Source organism: Streptomyces sp. NPDC046465 (genome assembly GCF_040646035.1).
Classification (GTDB): Bacteria; Actinomycetota; Actinomycetes; order Streptomycetales; family Streptomycetaceae; genus Streptomyces.
This window is the reverse complement of record NZ_JBEYZK010000010.1, coordinates 47596-72820: the sequence shown is the minus strand read 5'-3', so window position 1 is coordinate 72820 and position 25225 is coordinate 47596. Positions and strand designations below refer to the sequence as shown.

Below are 25225 nucleotides of genomic sequence, written 5' to 3'. Positions count from 1 at the left end.
AGAGGTCCGGGGCATAAGCGGTCAAAGTGGACAGATGCAGCGCATCGGGTTCACGTCCTCCCGCCTCCCGGGGCCGCCTCCCCTCGTACGGCGGGTGCTCGCCGCCGCGCGGAGCGCGCGGTTCCGGCTGGAGCGGGCCACGGCGGGGCGGATGGGGCACGGCGGGCCCGCGGACGGCGCCGGGCGGTCCCGGCCGCTCCTGACCCCCGTACACCTCTCCCTCCGCGACAGCCGCACCCTCAACCTCGCGATCGTCGCGCCGCCCGCCCCCGAAGGCGCGGACCGCGCCCGGCTCCTGATCACCCGTGGACCCCGCAGGCTCGCCGTCCCCCTCGCCCATGAGCCGCACACCGGCGGCACCCCGCTGCTGACCGCCACGGCCACCCTGCGCGACATGCGGGACGGCGTGTGGCGGCTCACGGTCGAGACGCGGGGTGCCGACGGGCGCGTACGGCGCCACGGCCTCGCGACCGCCGAGTCCGGCCCGCCGCCCGCCACGCCGACCGCGCCGCACGCCCCCGACCCGCTGACGGGGACCCTTGTCCGGGTCGTCCGGAGCCGGTCGGGGCGGGCCGTGCTGCAGGCGACGCGGTCGCGGCCGCGGGCGGAGCTGGTGCGGTTCGTGCCGTCCGGGGACGGCATCACCGTGCACGGGCGGCTCGTCGCGGGGTCTCCGGCCGGGCGGGCCGAGGCGGTGCGGCGCCGGGACGGTGTCGTCGTACCCGCCGAAGTCGCCTGGCAGGGCTCGGCGTTCACGCTGCGGGTGCCGCTCGGCGCGATGGCCGGGGCGGGCACCGGGCAGTGGGTGTGGGACTTCCGGCTCGGCCCGCACCCCCTCGGGCGGTGGCTGTCCGACGTGCGGGACCCGGCGGCCGCCTACCCGACCCCCTTCCGGGTCTTCGCGCTGCCCGGCGGCGCACTGGTCCGGGCGCACGCCCACTTCACCGCGTCCGGCGCCTTCGCGGTCACGTGCTGGGACATCACCGCCGTCACGGAGGAGACCTCATGAAGATCACGTACCTGCTCGGGTGGGGCGACGAGATGGGCGGCACGGAGCTCGCCACGTACACCCAGGCGCGGCACCTCGCCGAGCGCCCGGGGATCGAGGTCGAGGTCGTCTCCGTCTTCCGCACCCGCGCCGAGCCGTTCTTCGCCGAGGCCCACGAGCTGCCCGTACGACACCTCGTGGACCGCACCCTGACGCCCGAACGGCCGCTGCGGAAAAGTGAGTTGGACGACGCCGCGTGCCGTACGCTCGCCGCGCTGCCCAGCGAGCTGATCAAACCGGCCTGGGAGGACACGTTCGACCGGCTCTCGGACATCGAGATGACGGCCGCGCTCTCCACGCTCGACACCGACGTCCTGGTCACCACCACGCCCGCGCTCCTGGCCGCCGCCGTGGCGCTGGTGCCCGCGCGGGTCGTCACCGTCCACCAGGAGCACCGCCCCACCCAGCGGCGCGGCCCGTCCGGCGAACCGCTGCTGCTGCACGCGCCCCGCCTGGACGCGCTCGTCACGCTGACCGAGCGGACCCGCGACTGGATCGCGGAGTCCCTCGGCGCCACCGCCCCCGAACTGGCCGTCGTCCCGAACGCGGTGCCCGACGGGTTCAGGCCGCGCGCGGACGGCGAGAGCAAGGTCATCGTCATGGCGGCGCGGCTGACCGGCGAGAAGCGCGTCGACCACGCCGTCCGGGCCTTCGCGCAGGTCGCGGAGGCGCACCCGGGGTGGACCCTGCGGATCTTCGGCAGCGGCCACCGGGAGCGGCACCTGCGCCGCCTTGTCGACGGGTTCGGCCTGCACGACCGGGTCGAGCTCCTCGGGCCCTGCCAGGACATGGCCGCCGAGTGGGCCAAGGCCGGGCTGAGCCTGATGACGGCGGGGCACAACGAGGCGTTCCCGCTGGTGCTCCTCGAAGCGCTCGCCGCCGGGGTGCCCGTCGTCGCGTACGACGTCCTCACGGGCCCCGCCGAAATCGTGCGCCACCGGGTCGACGGGCTGCTCGTGCCGCCCGGCTCGGTCGATGAACTCACCTGCGCCATGAACGAGTTGATGGGCGACGACGCGATGCGGCGCGGCTTCGCGCAGGCCGCCCGCGAGGGCGTGTACGCCCGGTTCTCCTCGGGGGACGTCACCGCGCGCTGGGAGGAGCTGTACACGCGGCTCGTCGCGGGGCGCGACCGGCCGGAGCGGCTGCGCGGGCGCGCGGACCGGGTGGCGCTCGGCGTCGCGTCCGGCGGCAGCGGCTTCCGGCCCACCGCCCCGCACACCTTCGACGCCGCGGCGGGCGCCGACGAGCACGCCCGCGAGGACGAGATCCTCGCTGCCGACACCACCGGCCGCGTCATCCGCTCGGTGGGCCGGCTCGCCGAGCGGCGCGACGACGTCCTCGCCCCCCGCATGGCCGACTGGAACCTTGAGCTCACCGCGTCCGCTCTGGAGGCGTCGGACGTCCCGTACGCCGTCGTCCGCACCTCCGGCTCCACCTGCCACACCCTGGCCGTGGCCGCCGACGACCGCGACCGCGCCCTGAAGGCCCTCGCCGCCTCGCTGCGCGGACAGCCCGTCTACGCCGAGCTGGTCAACCCGCGCGACGCGCCGCCCGGCACCGTGCTCGCCGAGCGCCTCGACAGCATCGGGGAGCTGGCGGGCGTCAAGCTCTTCAAGCCGGTCACCACGACGACGCTGTCGCTGCGGCACGGCGCGGGTATGGCCTGCACGGTGGCGTTCTGGACGCGCACGCCGGAGGGCACCTGCCACGCCCCGTTCGGCTCGACGCTGGCGGGCGCGGAGCTGCCCTCGCTCACCCCGACCGCGTCCCTGCGCGTGGCCGACCGCACGTACCCGACCCTCGACGTGTTCACCGAACTCCTGGTCAAGGACGTCAACTTCCCCATCGACGCGGTCTATACGTGGGTCGACGACTCCGACCCCGAGTGGCGCGCCGCCCGCGACAGGACGCGCGGCGGCGGCGACACGTCGGCGGACAACGGGGCGGTGCGCTTCCGCAACCGCGACGAGCTCCGCTTCTCCCTGCGCTCCCTCGCGATGTACGCGCCGTGGATCCGGCACGTGTACCTGGTCACTGCGGGCCAGACCCCGCCCTGGCTCGACCGGGAGCACCCGGGCGTCACGGTCGTCGACCACCGCGACCTCTTCGCCGACCCCGACGCGTGCCTGCCGACGTTCAACTCGCACTCCATCGAGTCCCAGCTGCACCGCGTCGAGGGCCTGTCGGAGCACTTCCTCTACTTCAACGACGACATGTTCCTCGGCCGCCCCACCACCCCGGAGACCTTCTTCCTCAGCAACGGCCTCGCCCGCTTCTTCTGGTCGTCGGCGTCCGTACCCGCGCTGCCGGTCGCACCGGACGACGAGGGGTACCTGGCGGCGGCCAAGAACAACCGGGAGCTGCTGCGCCGCGAGTTCGGCCGCACGACGACGCACAGCTTCTTCCACGTGCCGTACGCGCTGCGCCGCAGCGTCCTGAAGGAGATCACCGAGCGCTTTCCCGAGCAGCTGGCGGCCACGGCCCGCAGCCGCTTCCGCGCCCGCAGCGACGTAGCGCTCGTCTCGTCGCTGCACCAGCACTACGCGTATCTCACCGGCCGTGCCGTGCCCGGCTCCATCGCGTACGACTTCGTGGACATCGGCGACCGCGCGGACCACGCGCGGCTCGGGCGGCTGCTGCAGAACCGCGACAGGACCGCGTTCTGCATCGGGGAGTCCCCCGACGGGGGCGTGACGGACGAGGAGATGGCGCTCGCCATCCGGTCGTTCCTGACGGCGTACTTTCCGGTGCGCTCGCCCTACGAGCTGCGATCCGAGGCCTGAGCCCCGTCTACGCCTGAGTCCCGCCCAGGAAGAGCCGCCGGACCACGCGTTCGGCGGCTCCGCCGTCGTCGTAGGGGCAGAAGCGCTCCCGGAACGCGGCCCGCAGCGCCGTCGCCTCCGGCGTGTCGAAGGCGCCGAGCCGGAACAGCCCGGCGAGCTCGTCCTCGGTGGTGGCCACGGCCCCGGGGGTCTCGCCCGGACGGCCGGAGAGCAGGTCGAAGTAGGTGCCGCGGGCGAGCCGGTAGGCCTGCCAGTCGGGGGCGTACGTGACGATCGGGCGGTCCAGGCAGGCGTAGTCGAACATCAGCGACGAGTAGTCCGTGATGAGCGCGTCGGCGGCCAGGCAGAGCTCCTCCACGCGCGCGTGCCCGGTGACGTCGACGAGCTGCGGGTGGCTCTCCAGGCCCACGCCGGCGCCGTAGAAGTAGTGGGCGCGCACCAGCACGACGTACGAGGGGCCCAGCCGCTCCGCGAAGCGCCGCAGGTCGAGGCGGGGCAGGAAGCCCTTCTGGTAGTCGCGGTGAGTGGGCGCGTAGAGCAGGACGGTCCGTCCGTCGTCGACACCCAACTCCTGCCGAACACGGACCGCTTCACCCTCCCCCGCCGTGAAGTACACGTCGTTGCGCGGATATCCGGCCTCAAGGGCCCGGTAGGCCCCGGACGGGTAGACGCGCTCCCAGACCTCGGTGGAGTGCGGGTTCGAGGAGAGGCTGAAGTCCCACTGGTCGGTGTGGTCGAGGACCTTCTGGAAGCTGATGCCGTGCGTGCCCGCCGGGTAGCGGCGCTGGTCGAGGCCCATCGTCTTCAGCGGGGTGCCGTGGTGGGTCTGGAGGTAGACCTGGCCGGGGCGTTTGGTGAAGCCGCCGGGGAAGCTGGAGTTGTTGACGAGGTAGGTGGCCGTGGCCATCGTCTGCCAGTAGCGCCGGGAGCCCTCGATGACGTACTCGACGCCGGGCGGCACCTGGTGCTTGGTGCGGCTTGAGACCACCCACACGCCCCGGATGTGCGGGGCCAGTTCGCGGGCCTTGGCGTGGATGGCGGCCGGGTTGCAGGAGACGCCGCGGTTCCAGTAGGCGCCGTAGACCGCGAGGTGCGGGTCGAGGGAGCGGCGCAGGTCCCCGCGGTAGGCGGCGCGCATGGCGCGGGCCCGCAGCTTCTTCTTCTGCCGCTTCAGCTGCCGGGTGACGCGCAGGCGCCGCGTGTCGGCCTTCCGCAGCCGTTCGTACGAGGCGTACGAGTCGGCGGCGAGGGCCTTGCCGTAGGTGCGGGAGGCCGCGTCGAAGAAGTCGCGCCGGTCGGCCTCCGCGATCCGGCCCGGGTCTTCGAGGACGGCGAGCAGATGGGCGGCGGCGTGCGGCAGGAGGCGGGCGCGCTCGTCGGGGCCCACGGCGGCGAGCAGCTGCCCGTACCGCTCGACGACGGCGAAGTGGTGCCGTCCCGGCGTCTTGGCGAAGCTCCCCGCACGCCGCTCGCGCCAGCGCACGCACGGCCGGTCGAGGACGGCGAGCCGGTCGCCCGCGCGCAGGGTCGCGGTGTGGACGGGCACCACGTCCTCGTAGGCCCCGGCGGCGAAGGCGAGCTGCTGCTCCTGCCAGAAGCCGCGCCGGAAGAAGCGGTTCCAGGCGGCCGGGGTGACGGCGAGGGGGTCGCCCGCGAGGTCGTCGCCGCCGGGGCGGACGTTCTCCCACCAGTCGACGCGGTCGTGCGCGCAGAGCAGGACGTCCGGCTCGTCTGCCGCCGTGAGCGCGGCGTCGGCGGCCTCAAGGGCGCCCGGCAGGAGCAGGTCGTCGCCGTCGAGGAAGAGCAGGTGGTCGCCGGTGGCGTGCTCGGCGCCGAGGGTGCGGGCCGGGCCGGGTCCGGTCCGTTCGGGGAGGCCGGTCCGTTCGGGGAGGCCGGTCCGTTCGGGGAGGCCGGTCCGTTCGGGGAGGCCGGTCCGTTCGGGGAGGCCGGTCCGTTCGGGGTGTCCGGTCCGTTCGGGGAGGCGCAGGAGTCGCGTGCGCGGGTCGCGCTCCGCGTACTCCGCGGCGATCGCGGCACTGGCGTCGGGCGACGCGTCGTCGACCACGATCAGTTCGAGGTCGCCGAAGGACTGGGTGAGCACCGAGTCCAGGCAGGCGCGCAGGTATCCCTGGACGCGGTGGACGGGGACGACGACCGAGAAGCGCGACATGGACACCGACCGTAGCCAGCGGGACACCGCCTGTCGAAGACCGTTCGTCACTCTTTGGGGTGGTCGGCGGCGCGGAGTATGACCGTGGGGAGCCGCGAGCGGGCAAGGGGGATGAATATGCCCTTATCCCCACGAAAGGCCGGTCCCTGTGCAGCCCCGTCTCAGCGTCGTCGTACCCATCTACAACGTCGAGGAGTTTCTGCAGGAGTGCCTGGAGTCGATCGCCGGGCAGACCGTGGACGGACCCGGCCTGCTGGGCGGCCCGCAGGGGCGCGGCGGTCTCGAGTGCATTCTCGTCGACGACGGCTCGACGGACGGCAGCCCGCTCATCGCCCGCGAGTTCGCCGCCAAGGACCCCCGCTTCGTCTACGTCCGCCAGCGCAACGCCGGACTGAGCGCCGCCCGCAACACCGGGGTGCGCAAGGCCTCCCCCACCGCCGAGTTCCTGACCTTCGTCGACAGCGACGACGTCGTCCCGCACGACGCGTACGAGCGGATGATCGCGAGCCTGGACGAGACCGGCTCCGACTTCGCGAGCGGCAACGTCTGGCGGCTCACCGAGCGCGGCCGCTCCCAGGCCTGGCAGTACAAGTGGCTCACCGAGCCGCGCACCCGCACCCACATCGCCCGCGACCTGGACCTCCTCTCCGACCGCGTGGCGTGGAACAAGGTGTTCCGGCGCTCCTTCTGGGACCGGCACCGCTTCACCTTCCCCGAGGGCAAGCTCTACGAGGACACCCCCGTGATGATCCCGGCGCACTTCCTCGCCGGGTCCGTGGACGTGCTCAGCGACCACGTCTACTACTGGCGGGTCCGCGAGGGCTCGATCACCCGGCGGCGCACCGACGTCAAGGGAGTGCGCGACCGGATCGCGGCCTGCGCGCACGTCAGCGCCTTCCTCGCCGAGCACGCGCCGGAGATGAAGAAGACGTACGACGCCTCCTGCCTGCGCGACGACTTCGTGTACTTCCTCGAAGGGCTGCCGATGGGCGGCCCCGAGTACCGCGCCGCGTTCACGGCGGGCACCGCCGCGTTCCTGCGCCGCGCCGACCCGGACGTGCTCGCCGGGCTCCCCGTCGACCTGCGCGTCAAGTGGGAGCTCGTCCGCGCCGCGCGCACCGCCGAACTCATCGGCCTGCTCACCTTCGAGCAGACCAACGGCACGTCCTTCCACGTGCGCGGAAAAGTGCGGCGCCGCGCCGCGTACCCGGGCGTCGGGCCCCTCCCGGAGAAGCTGGCGCGCGTCGGCCGTGCCGACCTGCCCGTCGTGGCGCGGGTGGGCGAGACCCGGTGGGACGCCGAGGGGAAGCTGCGCGTCAGCGGATACGCGTACGTGCGCAACCTCGCCGCGACCCGCCCCGGTCACTCCGTCAAGGCGGGCCTGCTCAAGTCCGCCCACAGCAGGCGCCAGATCCGCCGCGTGCCGACGCGCACGGTCGCCGCGCCGCAGGCCACCGAGCAGTCGCGGCAGCAGCTGCACTGCTACGACCTGGCCGGTTTCGAGATGACCGTCGACCCCGAACAGCTGAAGACCGGTGGCCGCTGGCGCCCAGGCAACTGGCTGTTCGGCGTGGTTCTCGCAGGCCACGGCACGGTGCGGCGATCCGCCGTGCGCGCCGCCGAGGGGGCGTCCTCGCAGTCCCTGGTGCGCGAGCTCGGCGACGGGCTGCGGCTCGTCCTCGGGTTCAGCAAGGGCCGGCTCGTGCTGCGCGTCCAGGAGTACGCGGCGCGCGTGGACGCCCACCGGCTCGACGGGGACGACGTGGTCCTCTCCGGCACCCTGCCGGGGCGTGCGCGCCCCACACTGCTCCGCCTCACCCACGCGCACTCCGGGACGGACTTCGACTATCCGGTGCGGGTCGCCGGGGACCGCTTCGAGGTGCGCGTGCGCCTCGGCGACCTGGAGGACGTGGCGCCCACGCCGCACCTCGCGCCCAAGGAGGTCGAGCCGCCGCACGGCGACCGCTGGCAGGCCAACCTCGTCCTGCCCGACGGCACGCTGAAGTCCCTTGCCGCCGCCCTCGGCCTGCCGCCGGGCCGGTACGCGTCCCGCGCGGGCCGCGAGCTGTGCGCCACCGCCAACGACCGGGGCGGACTCGTCGTCGAGCTGACCCGGCAGCCGGTCGCCGACCGCGTCGCGTGGGGTGCGGACGGCACGCTGACCGTGGAGGGTCCGATGGCGGCGGCCAGTTGGGCCAAGCCCGAACTGGTCCTTCGGCACAGCGGCCGCGACGAGGAGCTGACCGCCCCCGCCACTCAGGACGGCGGCCGGTTCCGCGCGGTGCTCGCGCCGGGCGGCGGGGCGCTGCGGGAGGGCCGCTGGTACGCGTTCCTGCGGGAGGCCGCCTCGCCCACCGACGCCCCGGCCGGACGCGCCGAGGACGGCATGCCCGTACGGCTGCTCGCCTCCGCGTCCGCCACGCTGCCCCTCCACCGGACCGTCCAGGGGCGGGAGTTCACCCTGGACCGGCGGTTCGGCGACCGACTGCTCGTCGTGGCGGGATCGGTGCTCCCCCGCTCCGAGCGGGGCGCGTACCGGCGGCACAAGCTGCGTACCGTCCACTACCCGGCCCGCCGCGAACTGCCCCTGACCGACGCCGTCCTCTACTTCGACGGTGACTCGCCGCGCGCCGTCCACGAGGAGCTGCTGCGGCGCGGCTCCGGCGGCGAGCACCTGTGGGTCACGCACGACCAGCAGACCCGCGTCCCGGCCGGGGCGCGGGGCGTCGAGGAGCACAGCGCCGACTGGTACGAGGCGCTGGCCCGCTGCCGCCGCATCGTCACCGCGGGACACCTGCCGGACTTCTTCGAGCGCCGTGCGGGCCAGACCGTCGTCCAGACGTGGCACGGCGCCCCGCTCAAGCGGATCGGCACCGACCTGACCGACACCCTCTACGCCGACCACGGCCACCTCGACGCCCTGCCCCGGCTCTCCCGCCAGTGGGACGTGCTCGTCTCGCCCAACCGCTTCTCCACCCCCCACCTGGGGCGCGCCCTCGCCTACGACGGCGAGGTCCTCGAAGCCGGTTCGCCGCGCAACGACGTGCTGTTCGCCGAGGACCGCCAGAAGGTCGCCGACCGCGTCCGCCGCGAGCTCGACATCGCCCCGGACAAACGGATCGTGCTGTACGCGCCGACGTACCGGGACCATCTCGCGTACTCCCCCGGCCGGTTCCGCTACGAGCCCGCCCTCGACTTCCGCGCGGTCGAGTCCGTGCTCGGCGACGACCACGTCCTGCTGGTGCGCAAGCACCCACTGGCGGCGGGCCGGCTGCCGGGCGCCCGCGCCCCCTTCGTACGTGATGTGTCCGCGCACCCGCGGGCGGCGGAACTGCTCCTGCTTGCCGACGTCCTGGTGACGGACTACTCCTCGCTGATGTTCGACTTCGCGCACACCGGGCGGCCGATGCTCTTCCACGCCTACGACCTGGAGCACTACCGCGACACGGTGCGCGGTTTCTACCTCGACTTCGAGACGCACGCGCCGGGCCCGCTGCTCGCCTCCACCGGCGAGGTCGTCGAGGCGCTGCGCGACCTGGACGCGATCGCGGCACGGCACGCGGAGGCGTACGCGGCGTTCCGCGAGTCCTACTGCGATCTGGACGACGGGCGGGCCGCGGCCCGGGTCGCGGAGAGGCTCATGCGGTGAGCGGCGCGCTGCTCACCCGGCGGATCTGCCACGGCGCGACGGCGCTCGGCGGCGGGACGCGCCGCCGCCCCAGCCTCTATCTCGTCTTCGGCGGGCTCTTCTGGCTGGTGATGTCGCTGGCGTTCTGGCGGGTCCCGATGTGCTGCGACTTCGGCCAGCACGCGGCCGTCGTCGAACGCCTGAAGGAGAACCTCCTCCACCCCGCGCACCCGATGGCGCAGCTGCCGGGCCACGGCAGCCCGTACTACTCCCCGTACGCCGTGGCGCAGGGCCTGTTCGCCAAGGTCACGGGCGCGGCGGGCTGGGAGGTCGTGAAGCTCTCGGGCCCGCTGAACCTGCTGGTCCTGCTCACCGGCATCGGCCGCTTCGTCCGCGTCCTGACGCCCCGCCCGTGGGCCCCGGTGCTCGCGCTGGCCGCGATGGTGCTGCTCTGGGGCACCCGGATGGCGTGGTGGAGCGGCTATCTGGGGCTGATGTCGATGACGGGGAACCTCGGCTATCCGTCGACCTTCGCGATCGGCCTGGCGTTCTGGGCCTGGGCGTGGGCGGGCGCGCTGGCCCGTGCCGCGCAGCCCGCCTTGTGGCCGTACGCGGGACTCGGCGCACTGTGCGGCCTGATCCTGCTCATCCACCCCATCTCGTCGGTGGCGGCGGTCATCGGCGTCGTCGCGTTCGCGGCGTCGGGCCGCAAGGTGTGGCCCTGGGCGGCAACGGCCGTCAGCGCGGCGGTGCTCGCGGCGCTCTGGCCGTACTACAGCGTGTTCTCCCTGGTCGGGGACGAGTCCGTCGACTGGATCCACCGCCAGCTCTACACCGAGATGCCCCAGCGCTTCTGGCTGGCGCTGCTCGGCCTGCCCGCCCTGTGGCTGCGCTTTCGCCGGGACCGCAGGGACCCGCTGGTCCTGATGTTCGCCCTGGAGTGCGCGGTCGTCGCGTACGGCTGGGTCAGCGGCCACTACACCTACGGCCGCATCCTCGGCCTGACCCTCGTGCCCCCGCAGTTCGCCCTGGCCATCGAGCTCGCGGCGCCCCGCCCCTGGGGATGGCGCCGGGGCGCGCTCGCCGGAGCCGCCGCGCTCGGCGCTTGCGTCGGGTTCCTCCAGCTCCAGGCGGGCGCCGTCGTGCCGCGCGCCCTGGACCCCGTCGGCTTCGACCAGCCGCCGCGCTGGCCCGGCTACGGGTGGGCGGTCGGCCACATGCACAAGGGCGACGTCGTCCTGACGAACGGCTACCGCCCCACCCGTTCCGTGCCCGGCTACGGCGCCAATCTCGTCGCGCCCGCCTGGCCGGACGCCTCGCTCGACGAGACCGTGCGGGGCCGCCGCCTGGCCGCCGTGCGCGCCTACCTCGACCCCGGCTCCACCCGCGCCGAGCGCTCCGCGATCGCCCGCCGCTACGACGTGCGGTGGCTGCTGCTCACGCCCGGCCAGAAGGCCCCGCCGGAGGCCGTGGTCGTGGACTGGAGCCGGCACACCGGGGAGGTACTCGCGCGGGTTACGGACGGGGCAGCCGGGGCACCCGACAACTGATGCCGGATCTGATGCCGAATTTACTGCCCCCTGAGGCGGCTTGCCCCGCCCACCAAAGCCCCCTTAGTCGGATAATTAGTAGAAGCATCTAAAATTTCCACTGTGGAACGCACCCTGCCTCAACCGCCCGCCCAGAACCAGGCGTCTCGCACCGCCCAGGTCTCCGTCGTCGTGATCGGCTACAACGACGCGGCCCACGTGGCCGACGCCGTGCGTTCCGCGCTCGCCCAGGGCCCCGCGGTCCGCGAGGTGATCGCCGTCGACGACTGCTCGACGGACGGCAGCGTCGACATCCTGACCCGGCTCGCCGACGCCGATCCGCGGCTGCGGGTGATCCGCCGCGAGGCCAACAGCGGCGGCTGCGGCACCCCGCGCAACGACGGGATCGACGCCGCCGCGGCGCCGTACGTGATGTTCCTCGACAGCGACGACGTGCTGCCGCCCGGCGCGGCCGCCGCGCTCCTCGGCGCCGCACACCGGCACGGCGCGGAGGTCGCCGCCGGACTCTGCGTGCGCCGCGAGCTGCCCTCGGGGCGCGAGGTGCCCTGGCAGCCCGAGCTCTACACGAAGGCGCGGCTCGTCCCCCGCCCGGAGCTGCGCTCCCGCCTTGTCCACGACACGCTCTGCGTCAACAAGCTCTACCGCACGGAGTTCCTGCGCGAGCACGGCATCCGCTTCCCCGAAGGCCGCTTCATCTACGAGGACTTCGTCTTCACCGCCCGCATGCTGGCCGCCGCCCCGCGCATCGCACTCGTCCCCGACACGGTCTACGTCTGGCACGTGCGCCGCGCCGCCGCCAAGCTGTCGATCTCCCTGGACCGCGCGGGCATCGCAAACTGGCAGGCCCGCATGGAGGCGCACCGCCAGTCCGTGGAGATCCTGCGGGACGCGCGCGGCACCGGCGGCAAGCGGCTCGCGCGGGCGGCGCGCGCCAAGTTCCTCGACCACAGCCTGCGCATGTACACGCGGGAGCTCACCGCGCGCGGCACGGAGTACCAGCGCGAGTGGTGGGCCCTGACGCGCGCGTACCTGGCGACGTTCGACGACGCCGACCTCGACGCGGCGCCCGCGCCCGGCCGCGTCATCGCCCGCGTCCTGCTCGCCGCCGAGGAACCGCGCGACCTGACCCGCCTGAGGCAGGTGGCCGCCCGCCCCGCACGGCTCGCGCCGCCCTACGCCCACGCGGCCGACGCCACGCCCATCTGGGCCGAGGACCTCCCCGAGGTCACCCTGGAGCACCTGCTCGTACGGCCCGTGCGGCTGCTGCCCATCGCGGTCGACGGCGAGCTGCGCCCGGCCGCGACCGCGGACGGCTCGCGGCTCACCCTGCGGCTGCGCGAACTGTACGGGCGCGTCGCGGACGCGGGCCCGGCCACCGTCGACGTCGAGCTCGTCCACCGCCAGGGCGAACTGGCGGGGCTGCGCCGGACGGCGGCGTTCCGTGCCGAGAAGCCCGGGGAGACCTGGGTCACCACGCTCCTGCTCGACCTCGGATCGCTGGACGACGGCGTGTGGGACATCCGCCTGCGGCTGCACTTCGACGACGGGACCACGCGCGACACGACCGCCAACGCCGTCGCCGGGCCCGGGCTGCTGCGCCGCACGGTGGTGCCGAGCAGGCGGCGCGGCGTGCTGCTCGTCCAGCCGTACGCCACGCAGGCGGGCAATCTCTCGGTGCGGCTCGCCCCCGGGGTGCGGGGCGTGGCCGGGGTCGCGAAGCGGCGCCTGACCCGGCTGGTCCGCACTCTGCGCAGCGCCGCCCCAGGCCACTGACGCGCCTCGCACACCGGCTCTGCGAGACTGCACCTCACGCATCACACTCGCGACAAGACAGGACAAGCCGACCATGACCTGGCTGATCACCGGCGGCGCCGGATACATCGGGGCGCACGTCGTCCGCGCCATGACGGAGGCGGGCGAGCGGGCCGTGGTCTACGACGACCTGTCCACCGGAATCGCCGAGCGCGTGCCCGCCGGGGTGCCGCTGGTGGTCGGCTCGGTCCTCGACGGCGACCTGCTCACGCGCACCTTCGCGGAGCACGCGGTCACCGGTGTCGTGCATCTGGCGGGCAAGAAGCAGGTCGGCGAGTCCGTGGAGCGCCCGCTGCACTACTACCGCGAGAACGTGGAAGGGCTACGGGTCCTGCTCGACGCCGTGGTCGCGTCACCCGATGTGGCCCACATCGTCTTCTCCTCCTCCGCCTCGGTGTACGGCATGCCCGACGTCGACCTCGTCACCGAGGAGACGCCGTGCCTGCCGATGAGCCCGTACGGCGAGACGAAGCTGGCCGGCGAGTGGCTGGTCCGCGCGACGGGCCGCGCGCACGGCCTGTCGACGGCGTCCCTGCGCTACTTCAACGTGGCGGGCGCGGCGGCGCCCGAACTCGCCGACACCGGCGTCTTCAACCTCGTCCCGATGGTCTTCGAGAAGCTCACCGCAGGCGCGGCCCCGCACATCTTCGGCGCGGACTACCCCACCCCCGACGGCACGTGCGTACGCGACTACATCCACGTCGTCGACATCGCCGAGGCCCACGTGGCGACGGCCCGCAAACTGGCGTCCACCGCACCCGGCACGGACCTCACCCTCAACATCGGCCGCGGCGAGGGCGTGTCGGTCCGCGAGATGACGGACCTGATCAACGACGTCACGGGCTACGACACCCCCGCCGAGATCACGGCACGCCGCCCCGGCGACCCGGCCCGCGTGGTCGCGTCCGCGGTGCGCGTCGCGGAGGAGCTGGGCTGGTCCGCGAAGCACGACGTGCGGGACATGGTTGTGTCGGCGTGGGCGGGGTGGGGGCGGTTGCATCCGGCGGTGACGTTGGGGGGCCGGAGCCGTTGACGGTCACCGGGGCCGCCCGGTTTTTTGCGGAGTGTGGCGGTTCCGGGCCGGAAGTAAAGGGCGCTCCGCTGCGCTACGCGTCGGCTCCGCCGATGGCCCTACGGCCCACCCTTGACTGCCGTCCCTCCACCGCACGCTAACTTTGACCCGGACGCCCAGGGGTGAGGCGGCGGACTTCTCTGCTCGGGTCATCACCTTTCACTGCCGGGTGCGGACCGGTCCAACGTGGGCGGGGGCCACGGTAGACGCTCGGCCAGCCGCGCGGCCTCGCCGCTCGGGCCATAACCTCTCGTTGCCGGGTGCGGACCGGCCCATCGTGGGTGCCCGTCACGGTCGGGGGTGCTGTCAGACCGAAGGCGGCGAGCCGCTCTCAGGAACCAACTTTGGAAAAGTTGTGAATGAAGACGCCGCGCGCCCCCCTTCACCCTCAATGCGCCGCCGAGAATGGGGGCGCTTGGATCATGGCGGGGGGCGCGCGGCGAATCGATTCGCAACTTTCCCAAAGTAGATGTCCGGGGGCGGAGCCAGCATGCCCGGCGGCGCCTCGACCCTCACGTCCACCCACGATGGACCGGTCTGCACCCGGCGATGAAGGGTGATGGCCCGAGCGGCGAAGCCGGGGGTTCGCTGGCCGAGCGCCTTCCGGGGCGTCTACGTACGTTGGACCGGTCCGCACCCGGCAGCGAAAGGGGATGCCCCATCCCCACAGTCCCCGAAAGTCCCCACCCCTGGCCGTCCGGGTCAAAGTCAACGTGCAGTGGAGGGACGGCAGTCAAGGGTGGAGCGGAGCGGAATCGGCGCAGCCGACGCGACCGCAGGGAGCGCCCTTTACTGGCGGCCCGGAACCGCCACACTCCGCAAAAAGCCGGGCGGCCCCGGGAACCATCAAAGACGCCGCCCCACCAACGTCCCCGCCAGACCGAGCGCAGCCCGCTCACAGCGCCCGCAACCCCGCCGCCGCAGCCGCCGCCAACCTCCCCACGTACCCCTTGGGGAGCTCGGTGCGCACCACCACGGAGCGCCAGTAGAGGGGACCGGAGACGAGGTCGAGGGCCAGGCTCTCGTCGGATCCGGCGCGCATCTCGCCCCGCTCCACCGCCGCCCGCACGATGCCGCTCGCGACGCCGTACTGGCCCTCCCGCAGGGTCTTCTGCAGCGCCTCCGCGATCTCGGGGTTGCGGGCCGCCTCGGCCTGCAGGTCGGGGATGACCTGGGAGGCGATCGGGTGGCGCAGGGCGCGTGACGTCACCTCGTAGAGGAGGCGCAGGTCTCCCTCCAGGGAGCCCGTGTCCGGGGCCGGCAGGCCCTGTACCGCTATGGCCGACACCAGGTCAAGGACCAGGTGCAGCTTGGAACGCCAGCGGCGGTAGACGGCGGTCTTGCCGACGCCCGCGCGGCGGGCGATGCCCTCGATCGACATGCGCGCGTACCCCACGGAGGCGAGCTCCTCGAAGACGGCGGACCGGATGGCCTCGGTCACGTCCTCGCGGAGCACGGCGGCCCCGGCGGGGGCCCTGCGGCGCGGCTGTTCACCTGCTGGCCTGCTCGTCGTCATACAGACAGCATAAAGCGCGACGACGATACGGTTGCGTCCCGACGTGGCGCGCTCTACTCTCGGCGTTGCGACGATACGGGTTCGTCCCGACGTACTCCCAGCGTTCCCGCCTCCCCCAGCGAAAGCAGCGGATGTGAGCCAGGTTCTCGACACACCGCCGACCGCCGGCCCCACGGCACCGGCCCCCTCCGCCGCCGAACTGGCCGCCCGGTACGGCCTGACCGTCAGCGGCGCCCGCCCCACCCTGCCCGCCTACGTCCGGCAGCTGTGGCAGCGCCGCCACTTCATCACCGCCTTCGCGACCGCCAAGCTGACGGCCCAGTACAGCCAGGCCAAGCTCGGCCAGGTCTGGCAGGTAATGACGCCGCTCCTGAACGCGGCGGTCTACTACTTCATCTTCGGCGTGCTCATGAACACCAAGCGCGATGTCGAGGACTACGTCCCGTTCCTCGTCACCGGCGTCTTCGTGTTCACGTTCACCCAGCAGTCCGTGATGGCGGGGACGCGCGCCATCTCCGGCAGCCTCGGGCTCGTACGCGCCCTGCACTTCCCGCGCGCCTCGCTGCCGATCTCGTACTGCCTGCAACAGCTCCAGCAGCTGCTGTTCTCCATGTGCGCGCTGCTCGTGATCCTGCTCTGCTTCGGCGTCCCGCCCACGGCGTCCTGGCTCCTGGTGATCCCGGTCCTCGCGCTGCAGTTCACGTTCAACACCGGCGTCGCGCTGGTCATGGCGCGGCTCGGCAGCAGCACGCCGGACATCGCACAGCTGATGCCGTTCGTGCTGCGGACCTGGATGTACGTGTCCGGGGTGATGTGGAACATCGACGCCGTCCTCAAGGACCAGAACCTGCCGCACGCGGTCAAGGTCCTCCTGGAGTGCAATCCGGCCGCCGTCTACATCGACCTGATGCGGTTCGCGCTGATCGACAGTTTCCAGCGGGACCAGCTCCCGCACCACGTGTGGGCCTGGGCCCTCGGCTGGGCGCTGCTCGCCGGGATCGGCGGGTTCATCTACTTCTGGAAGGCAGAGGAGACGTACGGACGTGGCTGACGCCGAGAAGATCGAGAAGACCGAGAAGAACGACGCCCCCACCGTCATCGTCGACCAGGTCGACATCGTCTACCGCGTGCACGGGGCGGGCGCCACAGCAGGGCGCGGCAGCGCGAGTGCCGCGCTCGGCCGCATCCTCAAGCGCGGCAAGGGCGAATCCCCCGGCGTACGCACCGTGCACGCCGTCAGGAACGTGTCGTTCACCGCGCACAAGGGCGAGGCCATCGGGCTCATCGGCACCAACGGCTCGGGCAAGTCGACCCTGCTCAAGGCCGTCGCCGGACTGCTCCCCGTAGAGCACGGCCGGATCTTCACCGACGGCCAGCCCTCCCTGCTCGGCGTGAACGCGGCCCTGATGAACGACCTCACCGGCGAGCGCAACGTACGGCTCGGCGGTCTCGCGATGGGCATGTCCCGCGAGCAGGTCCAGGACCGCTACCAGGAGATCGTCGACTTCTCCGGCATCAACGAGAAGGGCGATTTCATCACGCTGCCGATGCGCACCTATTCGTCGGGCATGTCGGCGCGGCTCCGCTTCTCCATCGGTTCCGCCAAGGACCATGACGTACTGCTCATCGACGAGGCCCTGGCCACCGGCGACCGCTCCTTCCAGAAGCGCTCCGAGGCCCGCATCCGCGAACTCCGCAAGCGCGCGGGCACGGTCTTCCTGGTCAGCCACAACAACAAGTCGATCCGCGACACCTGCGACCGCGTGCTCTGGCTGGAGCGCGGCGAGCTGCGCATGGACGGCCCCACGGCGGACGTATTGAAGGAGTACGAGCAGTTCACGGGAGGCGGCAAGGGGTAGTCGCACCGTGTGCCCTGAGCCGTAAAGCGTATCCCTTTTGTCGCATCAATACGCAGATCCTTACACTATGGGAGCGTTTAGCAACAGAAGGAGTGCGCGTGCAGCCACGGCTGAGTGTTGTCGTCCCCGTCTACAACGTCGAGCTCTACCTCGACGAGTGCCTGGAGTCCCTGGCCTCCCAGACGTTCCAGGACTTCGAAGTGATCATGGTCGACGACGGGTCGACGGACGGCAGCGCTGCTCTCGCCGAGGCCTTCGCGGCGGCCGACCCGCGTTTCCGGCTCATATCCCAGGAGAACAAGGGCCTGGGCGCGGCGCGCAACACGGGCGTGCGGGAGATGTCGCCTGACAGCGAGTACCTCGCGTTCGTGGACAGCGACGACACCCTGCCCAGCACGGCGTACGCGCTGCTGATCGAGACGCTCGACGAGACGGGCTCGGACTTCGCGGCGGGCAACGTCACCCGCTTCCGCTCCGCCGGACACGTGCAGTCGCCCGTGCACCGCGTGCCCTTCGCCGCGACCCGGCTGCGCACCCACGTGTCGAAGTTCCGGCCGCTGCTGACCGACCGCACCGCGTGGAACAAGGTCTACCGCCGTTCCTTCTGGGAGCGGCACGGGCTCGCGTACCCGGAGGCGATGCTCTACGAGGACGCTCCCGTCAGCGTCCCCGCGCACTACCTCGCCGACTCCGTGGACATCCTGAGCGAGCCGATCTACAACTGGCGCGAGCGTGAGATCGGCGAGCGGTCCATCACGCAGAACCGCACCAACCCGCAGGGTCTGATCGACCGCGTGAAGTCGATCCGCATGGTGCGCGAGTTCATGCTCGCCCGCGTCGACGACGACCCGATGTACGCCGAGCACCTCAAGGTCTACGACCACAATGCGCTCGCCGAGGAGATCCCCCTCTTCTGGAAGGTGCTCCCCGGCTCGGACGCCGCCTACCAGGAAGCTTTCCTTGAGCACGTGGGCCTGCTCGTCCGCGAGATCGGCCAGGACGCGGTGCGCGCCCTGCACGTCCCGCACAAGCTGAAGCTGTACCTGACCGTGCACCGCCGCATGGACGAGCTGATCGGGCAGCTGGAGTTCGAGAAGGAGCACCCCGGCTCGCTCCCCGTCGCCGGGACGCTGCACCCGAAGGCCGACTACCCCTTCCTCGACCCGACCGACCCCGTGCCCGACGCGGTCCTCCGCCTCGACCAGGAGCTGCGGCTGCGCAGCCGTCTCGACGAGGCCGCCTGGCACGACGACAAGCTGTGGCTGTCCGGCTGGGCGTTCGCACGCCAGCTCGGCGCCGAGTCGCGCGGCAAGGCGCTGAAGTCGCTGATCCTGAAGGAGAAGGGCAGCCGCCGCACAGTCCTCGTGCCCGCGCGCAGCCACCTCGACCCCGAGGCCACGGTGGCCTCCGGCGCCGAGTTCCGGCACGCCGACTGGGCGGGCTTCGCCGCCGTGGTGAATCCCTCGCGCCTGCGCCACCGCGGCAAGTGGGTCGACGGTCTGTGGTGGGTACGGATAGCCGTGGCCGGTACCGGCTCCACGCCGCGGCGCGGTCCGCTGCACGGCGCGGGTACGGGCTCCGGCCAGACGCCGCCCGCGCACTGGGTCACCCAGGACGTGCGGGTGGCCCCGCAGATCCAGGACGGCGAGCTGGCCATCCGCGTGGAGACGGCGCACGCCCGCGCCCTTGAGGTCCGCACCGAAGGCTCCCGACTCCTCGTCCGCGGCATCCTGCGCACCGCGCCCGACGGCGAGCCCCGCCTGCGCATGCGCCACCGCGAGTCCGGCCGGATCCTCACCGTCCCGCTGGACCTCGGCACCCCGCAGGACGGCCGCGTCCCCTTCACGGCACCGGTCGACACGGCGGCCCTGCGCGACGTCCGCGAAGACCACGAACGGCTCCGCCCGACCCAGGCGGAACGCTCGATCGCGCGCTGGGACATGTCGGTGGAGATCGTCGATTCCACCGGCGCCGAGCCCACGTCGACCCGCCTTGCCCTGATCCTCGACGACCGTGAGGGGTTCTCGGGCGCCCAGTTCGCGCAGGCGGACACCACCCGTACCGTCTACGCCAGGCGCAGCCCCGGCGGCTACCTCCAGCTCTGCGACCAGCCCGTCCAGCCCCTCGTCGACCACGTCTCCGTGGACCCCGACGGCACCGTCACCCTCACCGGCAGCTACCCGGCCAAGGGCACCCACGAGCTCGGCCTCGTGCTGCGCCAGACCTGGTCGGGCCACGAGTACACGTTCCCCGCGAAGGCGGTGGACGGCCGGTTCGAGGCGGCCTTCGTGCCCGCGCCCACCTACCGCTACGCCGGCGCGACCCCGCTGCGCGCCGGATTCTGGTGGCCCTCCGTGCAGAAGCCGGACGGCTCCCGCACCGCCGTCCAGCTCGCCCCGCCCGTCCACGGCGACCTCCCCCTGGAGGTGGCCGCGCACGGCAAGCGCGTGGAGTTGCAGGCCCGCCAGTACGACCAGCTCGCGCTGATGGCCCACTCCGAGCTGCGTCCCGACGAGCGCAGCCGCTACCGCCAGACCCGGCTCCGTACGGAGACCTACCCGGCCGCCCGCCACGAGCCGCTGCGCGAGGCCGTCCTGTACGACGTCTTCGGCGGCCGCATGTACGGCGACTCGCCCCGCGCCATCCACGAGGAGATGGTCCGCCGCGCCCTGCCGGTCGACCACCTGTGGGTCGTCAAGGACGGCCAGTGCGAGGTCCCGGCCACCGCGAAGGCCGTCCGCGTGCACAGCCCCGAGTACTACGAGGCGCTGGCCCGCTCCCGCTACATCGTCGGCAACACGCACTTCCCGCGCTGGCTTGAGCGGCGCGAGGGCCAGCAGATCATCCAGACCTGGCACGGCACCCCGCTCAAGCGCATCGGCTTCGACTTCGACAACGAGCACTTCGCCAGCACCCAGTACCTCCAGGACCTGGACCGCGAGCGCCACCAGTGGACGATGCTGCTCTCCCCCAACCGGTTCAGCACACCGATCATGCGCAGCGCCTTCCGGTTCGGCGGCGACGTGGACGGCGAGCTCCTTGAGGCCGGTTACCCGCGCAACGACGTGCTGCTCGCCCCCGACCGCGCCAAGCGCGCCGAGAAGGTGCGCCGCGCACTCGGCCTGCCCGAGGGCAAGAAGGTCGTCCTGTACGCGCCGACGTGGCGCGAGGACAAGCAGCGTCACCGCGGCGGCTTCCTGCTCGACCTGCGCATCGACCTGGCGAAGGCCCGCGCCGAGCTGGGCGAGGACCACGTGCTCCTCGTCCGGCCGCACGCGCACATCGTGGAGCCGGTGCCGGGCGCGGGCGACGGCTTCGTGTGGGATGTCGCGGGCTACCCGGACATCATGGATCTGCTCCTGATCGCCGACGTCCTGATCACCGACTACTCCTCGGTGATGTTCGACTTCGCCGTGACGGGCCGCCCGATGCTGTTCTTCACGTACGACCTGGAGCACTACCGCGACCGCCTCCGCGGCTTCTACTTCGACTTCGAGAAGCGCGCGCCGGGACCGCTGGTGCCGACGTCCGACGAGCTGATCGCCGCGCTGCGGGACCTCGACGCGACGAGCGAGCCGTACCGGGAGGCGTACGACGCGTTCCGCGCCGAGTTCTGCGACCTGGACGACGGGCAGGCCGCGCGCCGCGTCGTCGACCGGATGCTCGCCCACCGAGGGACGGCCACCGCATGACCACACAGGAGGGGGGCGCCACCGTGCCCGAGCAGAGTGAGAGCGCCGGACCCGAGCTGAGCGTCATCGTCCACGGCCGCAACGTCCAGGGCCACCTCGGCTCCTGCCTGGACGCCCTCGCCGCGCAGGCCTCCCCCGGCGTCGAGGTGATCGTCGCCGCGGTCGGCGCATCGGCGCAGGCCGCCGCCGCGGACCGCCCCGGCGTCACCGTCGTCCCGCTGCCCGAGGGCACCGGCGACGGCGCGGCCCGTGCCGCGGGCGCCGAGCGGGCGGGCGGCCGGTGGCTGCACTTCGTGCACAGCAAGGACAGCGTGCCGACGGGGGCCCCGCGCGCCGTCGCCGACCGCGTGGCCGACCTGCCGCACCTGCCGGACAGCGTGGACGTCCTCTGTGTCGACCACGTCCGCTCCACGTGGCGGCACCAGGGGATGCCGAGCCCGGACGGCAAGCACCTCGCCAAGCAGGGCCGCCGCGATCTGCCGCTCGCGGACTGCCCGAACCTCCTGAAGGCGACGCCGCTGCTCGGCACCCGGGTGCTGCGGGCGGACTTCTGGCGGGCGCACCGCGCCGAACTGGCCGTCGACGACGAGACGTTCGCCGCGTACGCCGCCCTGCTCGTCGCCGACCGCGTCGCCGCGCTCGACCAAGTGGCGCTCAACGTACGGGAGTTGCGCGCCGAGAGCCTGCCGCCGGGCGCCCCCGAGGAGCGCTTCGGCGTCATCGACCGCTACGAGTCGCTGCTGCGGCTCGCCGCCGACCGCGGCCTGCCGGTGGCGCCCCGCGCCGCGCTCTACGACGTCATGGTCGGCGACTGCCTGCGCGTCATCGCCCGCGAGAAGCTGCCCGACGCGGTGCGCAGGGAGTTCTTCCACCGCGCGGCGCGGGCCGCCGTCGCCTGGCGCCCCGAGGGCCACCAGCACCCCGGCGGCCTGGAAGGCATGCGGCGCCGCATCCTCGAAGAGGACGCGTACACCAAGTACCGCACGTTCCAGACGGCCAACCAGCAGCGGCGCAAGCTCAGGTCGGCGGTCGTCTCGCGCAAGCACAAGGTGGGCCTGAAGGTGCGCGACCTGCGCTACCGCAGGGCCCTGGAACAGCCCGTCGACCCGGACCTCGCGGTCTTCACCGCCTACTGGGACCGGGGCGTCGCCTGCAATCCGGCGGCCATCGCAGCGAAGCTCACCGAACTCGCCCCGCACATCCGCCCGGTGTGGGTCGTCTCGGCGGCGAACGTACCGCTGCTGCCGCCCGGCACCGACCACGTCGTGCCCGGCACGCGCCGCTACTGGGAGGTGATGGCGCGCGCCAAGTACCTGGTCAACAACGCCAACTTCCCCAACGCGATCGTGAAGCGACCCGACTCGGTCCACCTCCAGACGCACCACGGCACGCCCCTGAAGCGCATGGGCCTCGACCAGCTCGACTACCCCGCCGCCGCCAAGGGCCTGAACTTCCACGACCTGCTGGCCCGCGTCGACCGGTGGGACTACAGCGTCTCCGCGAACGGCCACTCCACCCAGATGTGGGAGCGCGCCTACCCCTCGCACTACACGTCCCTCGACTACGGCTACCCGCGCAACGACGTCTACTACAGCGCGAGCGCCGCCGACGTCCGCGCGATCCGGGAGCGGCTCGGCATCGCGCCGGGCAAGCGGGCCATCCTCTACGCGCCCACCCACCGCGACTACGAGGCGGCCTGGACCCCGCGCCTCGACCTCGCGACACTCGCCGACCGGCTCGGCGAGGACACCGTCCTCCTCGTCCGCGGCCACTACTTCTACGGCGGCGCGACCTCGCCGCTCGCGGGCCTGCGCCGGAGCGGCCGGGTCATCGACGTCTCCTCGTACGACCCGGTGGAGGAGCTGTCCCTCGCCGCGGACGCGCTGATCACGGACTACTCGTCGATCATGTTCGACTACGCCAACCTCGACCGCCCGATCGTCATCTACGCCGACGACTGGGAGACGTACGCGACGACGCGCGGCGTCTACTTCGACCTGATGGCCGAGGCGCCGGGCCGGGTGGCGCGCACGCAGGAGGAGCTGACCGAGCTGCTCACCTCCGACGCGTGGCGCGACGACGAGGCGGCAAAGGCGCGGCAGGCGTTCCGCAGGCGCTTCTGCGAGTACGACGACGGGCGCGCGGCCGAACGCGTCGTGCGCCGCGTCTTCCTCGGCGAGGACGAGAACTCCCTGCCGCCCGTCACCCCGGTCGACGAGCGCACCCCCGCACCGACGCCCGAGGAGGCGACCCAGCGATGACCACCACCCCTGACGTCACCGTGACGGTCATCGTCTACAACGACGCGGACCGGCTGCCGCGCGCGGTCGCCTCGCTCCGCCGCCAGACGCACGCCGACATCGAGATCGTCATCAGCGACGACCACTCGACGGACAACACCCCCGAGGTGGCGCGGCAGTTGGCGGCGGAGGACGACCGCGTCAGCTATCTCCGGCTGCCGGAGAACAGCGGCGGCTGTAGCGCGCCGCGCAACCGCGCGATCGAGATCGCCCGCGCCCCGTACCTGATGTTCCTGGACAGCGACGACGAACTCCCGGAGCGGGCGGTGGAGTTGCTGCTCGCCGCGCACCGCGAGCGGGACGTGGACTTCGCGATGGGAGCGGTGGAGCGGGTACGGGTCGACACGGGCCGCACCTCCACGTGGATGCCGCACCTGGTCGCGGAGCGCCGCACCGTGGACGGCATCGAGGCCGAGCCCGCCCTGTTCTTCGAGCACCTCTCGACGAGCAAGATGTACCGCCGCGAGTTCCTCGACCGCAACGACCTCCGCTTCCCGGAGGGCATCCACTACGAGGACCAGCTCTTCTCGGCGCAGGCGTACTGCCTCGCGCGGTCCTTCACGGTCATCCCGGACCCCGTCTACCGCTGGTACATAGCCCCTTACGAGGCGGCCGAGTCGGCGTCGATCTCCAACCAGCGCCACAAGCTGACGAACGTCCGCGACCGCATCCACGTCCAGCGCCTCATCGACGCGTTCCTGACGTCGAGCGGCCACGCGGGCGTGCGGGAGGCGAAGGACTACAAGTTCCTCAAGCACGACTTCCGCATGTACGCGGGTGACCTGCCGTTCCGCGACGAGGAGTGGCTCACGGGCTTCGCGGACACCGTGAACCCCTACCTCGCCGAACTCGCCCCCGGCGCGTACGCCCGCCTCCCCCGCGCCGAACGGGTCGTCCTCCAGCTCGTCCGCGACGGCCGCCTGACCGAGGCGCAGCTCGCGGCGCGCGGCCTGGGCCATGGTGTCGCGCCGCGCGAGACGTCGATGGACGCGGCGGGGCACGTCTACTGGGGCCCGCGCGTTCCCCCGACGCCCGCCGCCCGTACCGAACTGGACCTCACGGACCAGGGCCTGGACTCCCGGCCCTTCCCGAGCGCCCAGTTCCGGCACGAGATCACCCGGATCGATCCCGGTCCCGGCGCCACGGTCGACCTCGCCGTCCGCACGTACGACCCGGGCCTGCGCCTGCCGGTGGGCCCGCAGATCGCCACCCTGCTCCTCGCCCCCGGCCGCCGCCGCATGAAGGCGCCCTTCCGCCTGGACCCGGTCCGCCCCGGCGTCTTCGAAGGTACGGTCCGCCTGGACCTGACGGCGGCCCCGCTCCCCCTCAACGGCTTCGCAGGCACCCGCCACCCTGTCCTGCAGCTCACCTCGGGCCAACTCCGCAACACGGCCCTGCTCCTGGCCCCGCTCACCTTCCCCACCCTCACGGCCCGCGTCGACTACCGGGGCGGCGCACTCCCCCACGAGGTCACAGTGGAACCGGAGGGCCGCGCCTCGGGCCGCCTCCAACTCCGCTGGACCCCCGTGGGCGTGACCTCCCGCGTCATACGCCCCCTGGCCCGCAAGGCGGGCGCGAAGGCGGGCTCCCGAGTACGCAGGGCGGCCCGCCTGGCCGCAAGCCTGGCCCGCTGAGCCGAGGCATCCCGGGGGGCCACCGGGGCGGCCACCTCCACGCCACACGTGAGGCGACCGCCCCCTCCCCACCCACCCACCCACCACAACCCGGCCCGCACCCCAGCCCCCAGCCACAACCCGGCCCGCACCTCAGCCCCCCAGCCACAACCCGGCCC

Annotated in this window: 13 protein-coding genes; 11 read left to right on the top strand and 2 right to left on the bottom strand. The window is 72.8% G+C overall.

Annotation, left to right across the window (positions count from 1 at the left end):
• Positions 1–34 precede the first annotated feature (34 nt).
• Together ABZ953_RS17080 and ABZ953_RS17075 are read left to right on the top strand one after the other, a co-directional pair.
• Positions 35–1009: a hypothetical protein gene (locus tag ABZ953_RS17080; RefSeq protein WP_361723720.1), complete on the top strand. Its 975-nt coding sequence runs from the start codon at positions 35–37 to the stop codon at positions 1007–1009.
• On the top strand, positions 1006–3834 hold the full coding sequence (locus ABZ953_RS17075; protein WP_361723717.1) for a stealth conserved region 3 domain-containing protein: 2829 nt from the start codon (positions 1006–1008) through the stop codon (positions 3832–3834). Before ABZ953_RS17080 ends, ABZ953_RS17075 begins: the two co-directional genes overlap by 4 nt.
• A gap of 7 nt (positions 3835–3841) precedes the next feature.
• Here the strand turns inward: ABZ953_RS17075 and ABZ953_RS17070 are convergent, their stop codons facing one another.
• A complete protein-coding gene (locus ABZ953_RS17070) occupies positions 3842–6004 on the bottom strand; it encodes a CDP-glycerol:glycerophosphate glycerophosphotransferase (RefSeq protein WP_361723714.1) in 2163 nt (720 codons plus the stop codon).
• Positions 6005–6152: 148 nt separating this feature from the next.
• Here ABZ953_RS17070 and ABZ953_RS17065 point away from each other — a divergent pair, with 148 nt between their 5' ends.
• The 4 genes from ABZ953_RS17065 to galE all read left to right on the top strand — a co-directional run bounded on the left by ABZ953_RS17065 (position 6153) and on the right by galE (position 14027).
• The gene (locus ABZ953_RS17065) at positions 6153–9653 is read left to right on the top strand and encodes a CDP-glycerol glycerophosphotransferase family protein (RefSeq protein ID WP_361723711.1); all 3501 of its coding nucleotides are present in this window, start codon (positions 6153–6155) and stop codon (positions 9651–9653) included.
• Positions 9650–11182, top strand: a complete 1533-nt coding sequence (locus ABZ953_RS17060) for a hypothetical protein (RefSeq protein ID WP_361723708.1) — start codon at positions 9650–9652, stop codon at positions 11180–11182. The genes ABZ953_RS17065 and ABZ953_RS17060 overlap by 4 nt, the downstream gene beginning before the upstream one ends.
• 102 nt (positions 11183–11284) lie before the next feature.
• Positions 11285–12955, top strand: a complete 1671-nt coding sequence (locus tag ABZ953_RS17055; RefSeq protein ID WP_361723705.1) for a glycosyltransferase family 2 protein — start codon at positions 11285–11287, stop codon at positions 12953–12955.
• Positions 12956–13028: 73 nt separating this feature from the next.
• Positions 13029–14027: a UDP-glucose 4-epimerase GalE gene (galE, locus tag ABZ953_RS17050; RefSeq protein ID WP_361723702.1), complete on the top strand. Its 999-nt coding sequence runs from the start codon at positions 13029–13031 to the stop codon at positions 14025–14027.
• A gap of 934 nt (positions 14028–14961) precedes the next feature.
• Here the strand turns inward: galE and ABZ953_RS17045 are convergent.
• Positions 14962–15582, bottom strand: coding sequence for a TetR/AcrR family transcriptional regulator (locus tag ABZ953_RS17045; RefSeq protein ID WP_361723699.1), 621 nt, complete (start codon positions 15580–15582; stop codon positions 14962–14964).
• A 133-nt stretch (positions 15583–15715) separates the two neighbouring features.
• On the opposite strand from ABZ953_RS17045, the gene ABZ953_RS17040 reads away from it, so the two are divergent.
• The 5 genes from ABZ953_RS17040 to ABZ953_RS17020 all read left to right on the top strand — a co-directional run bounded on the left by ABZ953_RS17040 (position 15716) and on the right by ABZ953_RS17020 (position 25067).
• Positions 15716–16633, top strand: a complete 918-nt coding sequence (locus ABZ953_RS17040; RefSeq protein ID WP_361723697.1) for an ABC transporter permease — start codon at positions 15716–15718, stop codon at positions 16631–16633.
• The gene (locus ABZ953_RS17035; RefSeq protein WP_361723694.1) at positions 16626–17441 is read left to right on the top strand and encodes an ABC transporter ATP-binding protein; all 816 of its coding nucleotides are present in this window, start codon (positions 16626–16628) and stop codon (positions 17439–17441) included. Before ABZ953_RS17040 ends, ABZ953_RS17035 begins: the two co-directional genes overlap by 8 nt.
• 98 nt (positions 17442–17539) lie before the next feature.
• Positions 17540–21133, top strand: coding sequence for a bifunctional glycosyltransferase family 2 protein/CDP-glycerol:glycerophosphate glycerophosphotransferase (locus ABZ953_RS17030; protein ID WP_361723692.1), 3594 nt, complete (start codon positions 17540–17542; stop codon positions 21131–21133).
• Complete coding sequence (locus ABZ953_RS17025) at positions 21130–23394, top strand: CDP-glycerol glycerophosphotransferase family protein (RefSeq protein ID WP_361723689.1); 2265 nt, start codon at positions 21130–21132, stop codon at positions 23392–23394. Before ABZ953_RS17030 ends, ABZ953_RS17025 begins: the two co-directional genes overlap by 4 nt.
• Entirely contained in the window at positions 23391–25067 is a 1677-nt protein-coding gene (locus ABZ953_RS17020; RefSeq protein WP_361723686.1) for a glycosyltransferase family 2 protein, read from the top strand. The genes ABZ953_RS17025 and ABZ953_RS17020 overlap by 4 nt, the downstream gene beginning before the upstream one ends.
• Positions 25068–25225: the final 158 nt, after the last annotated feature.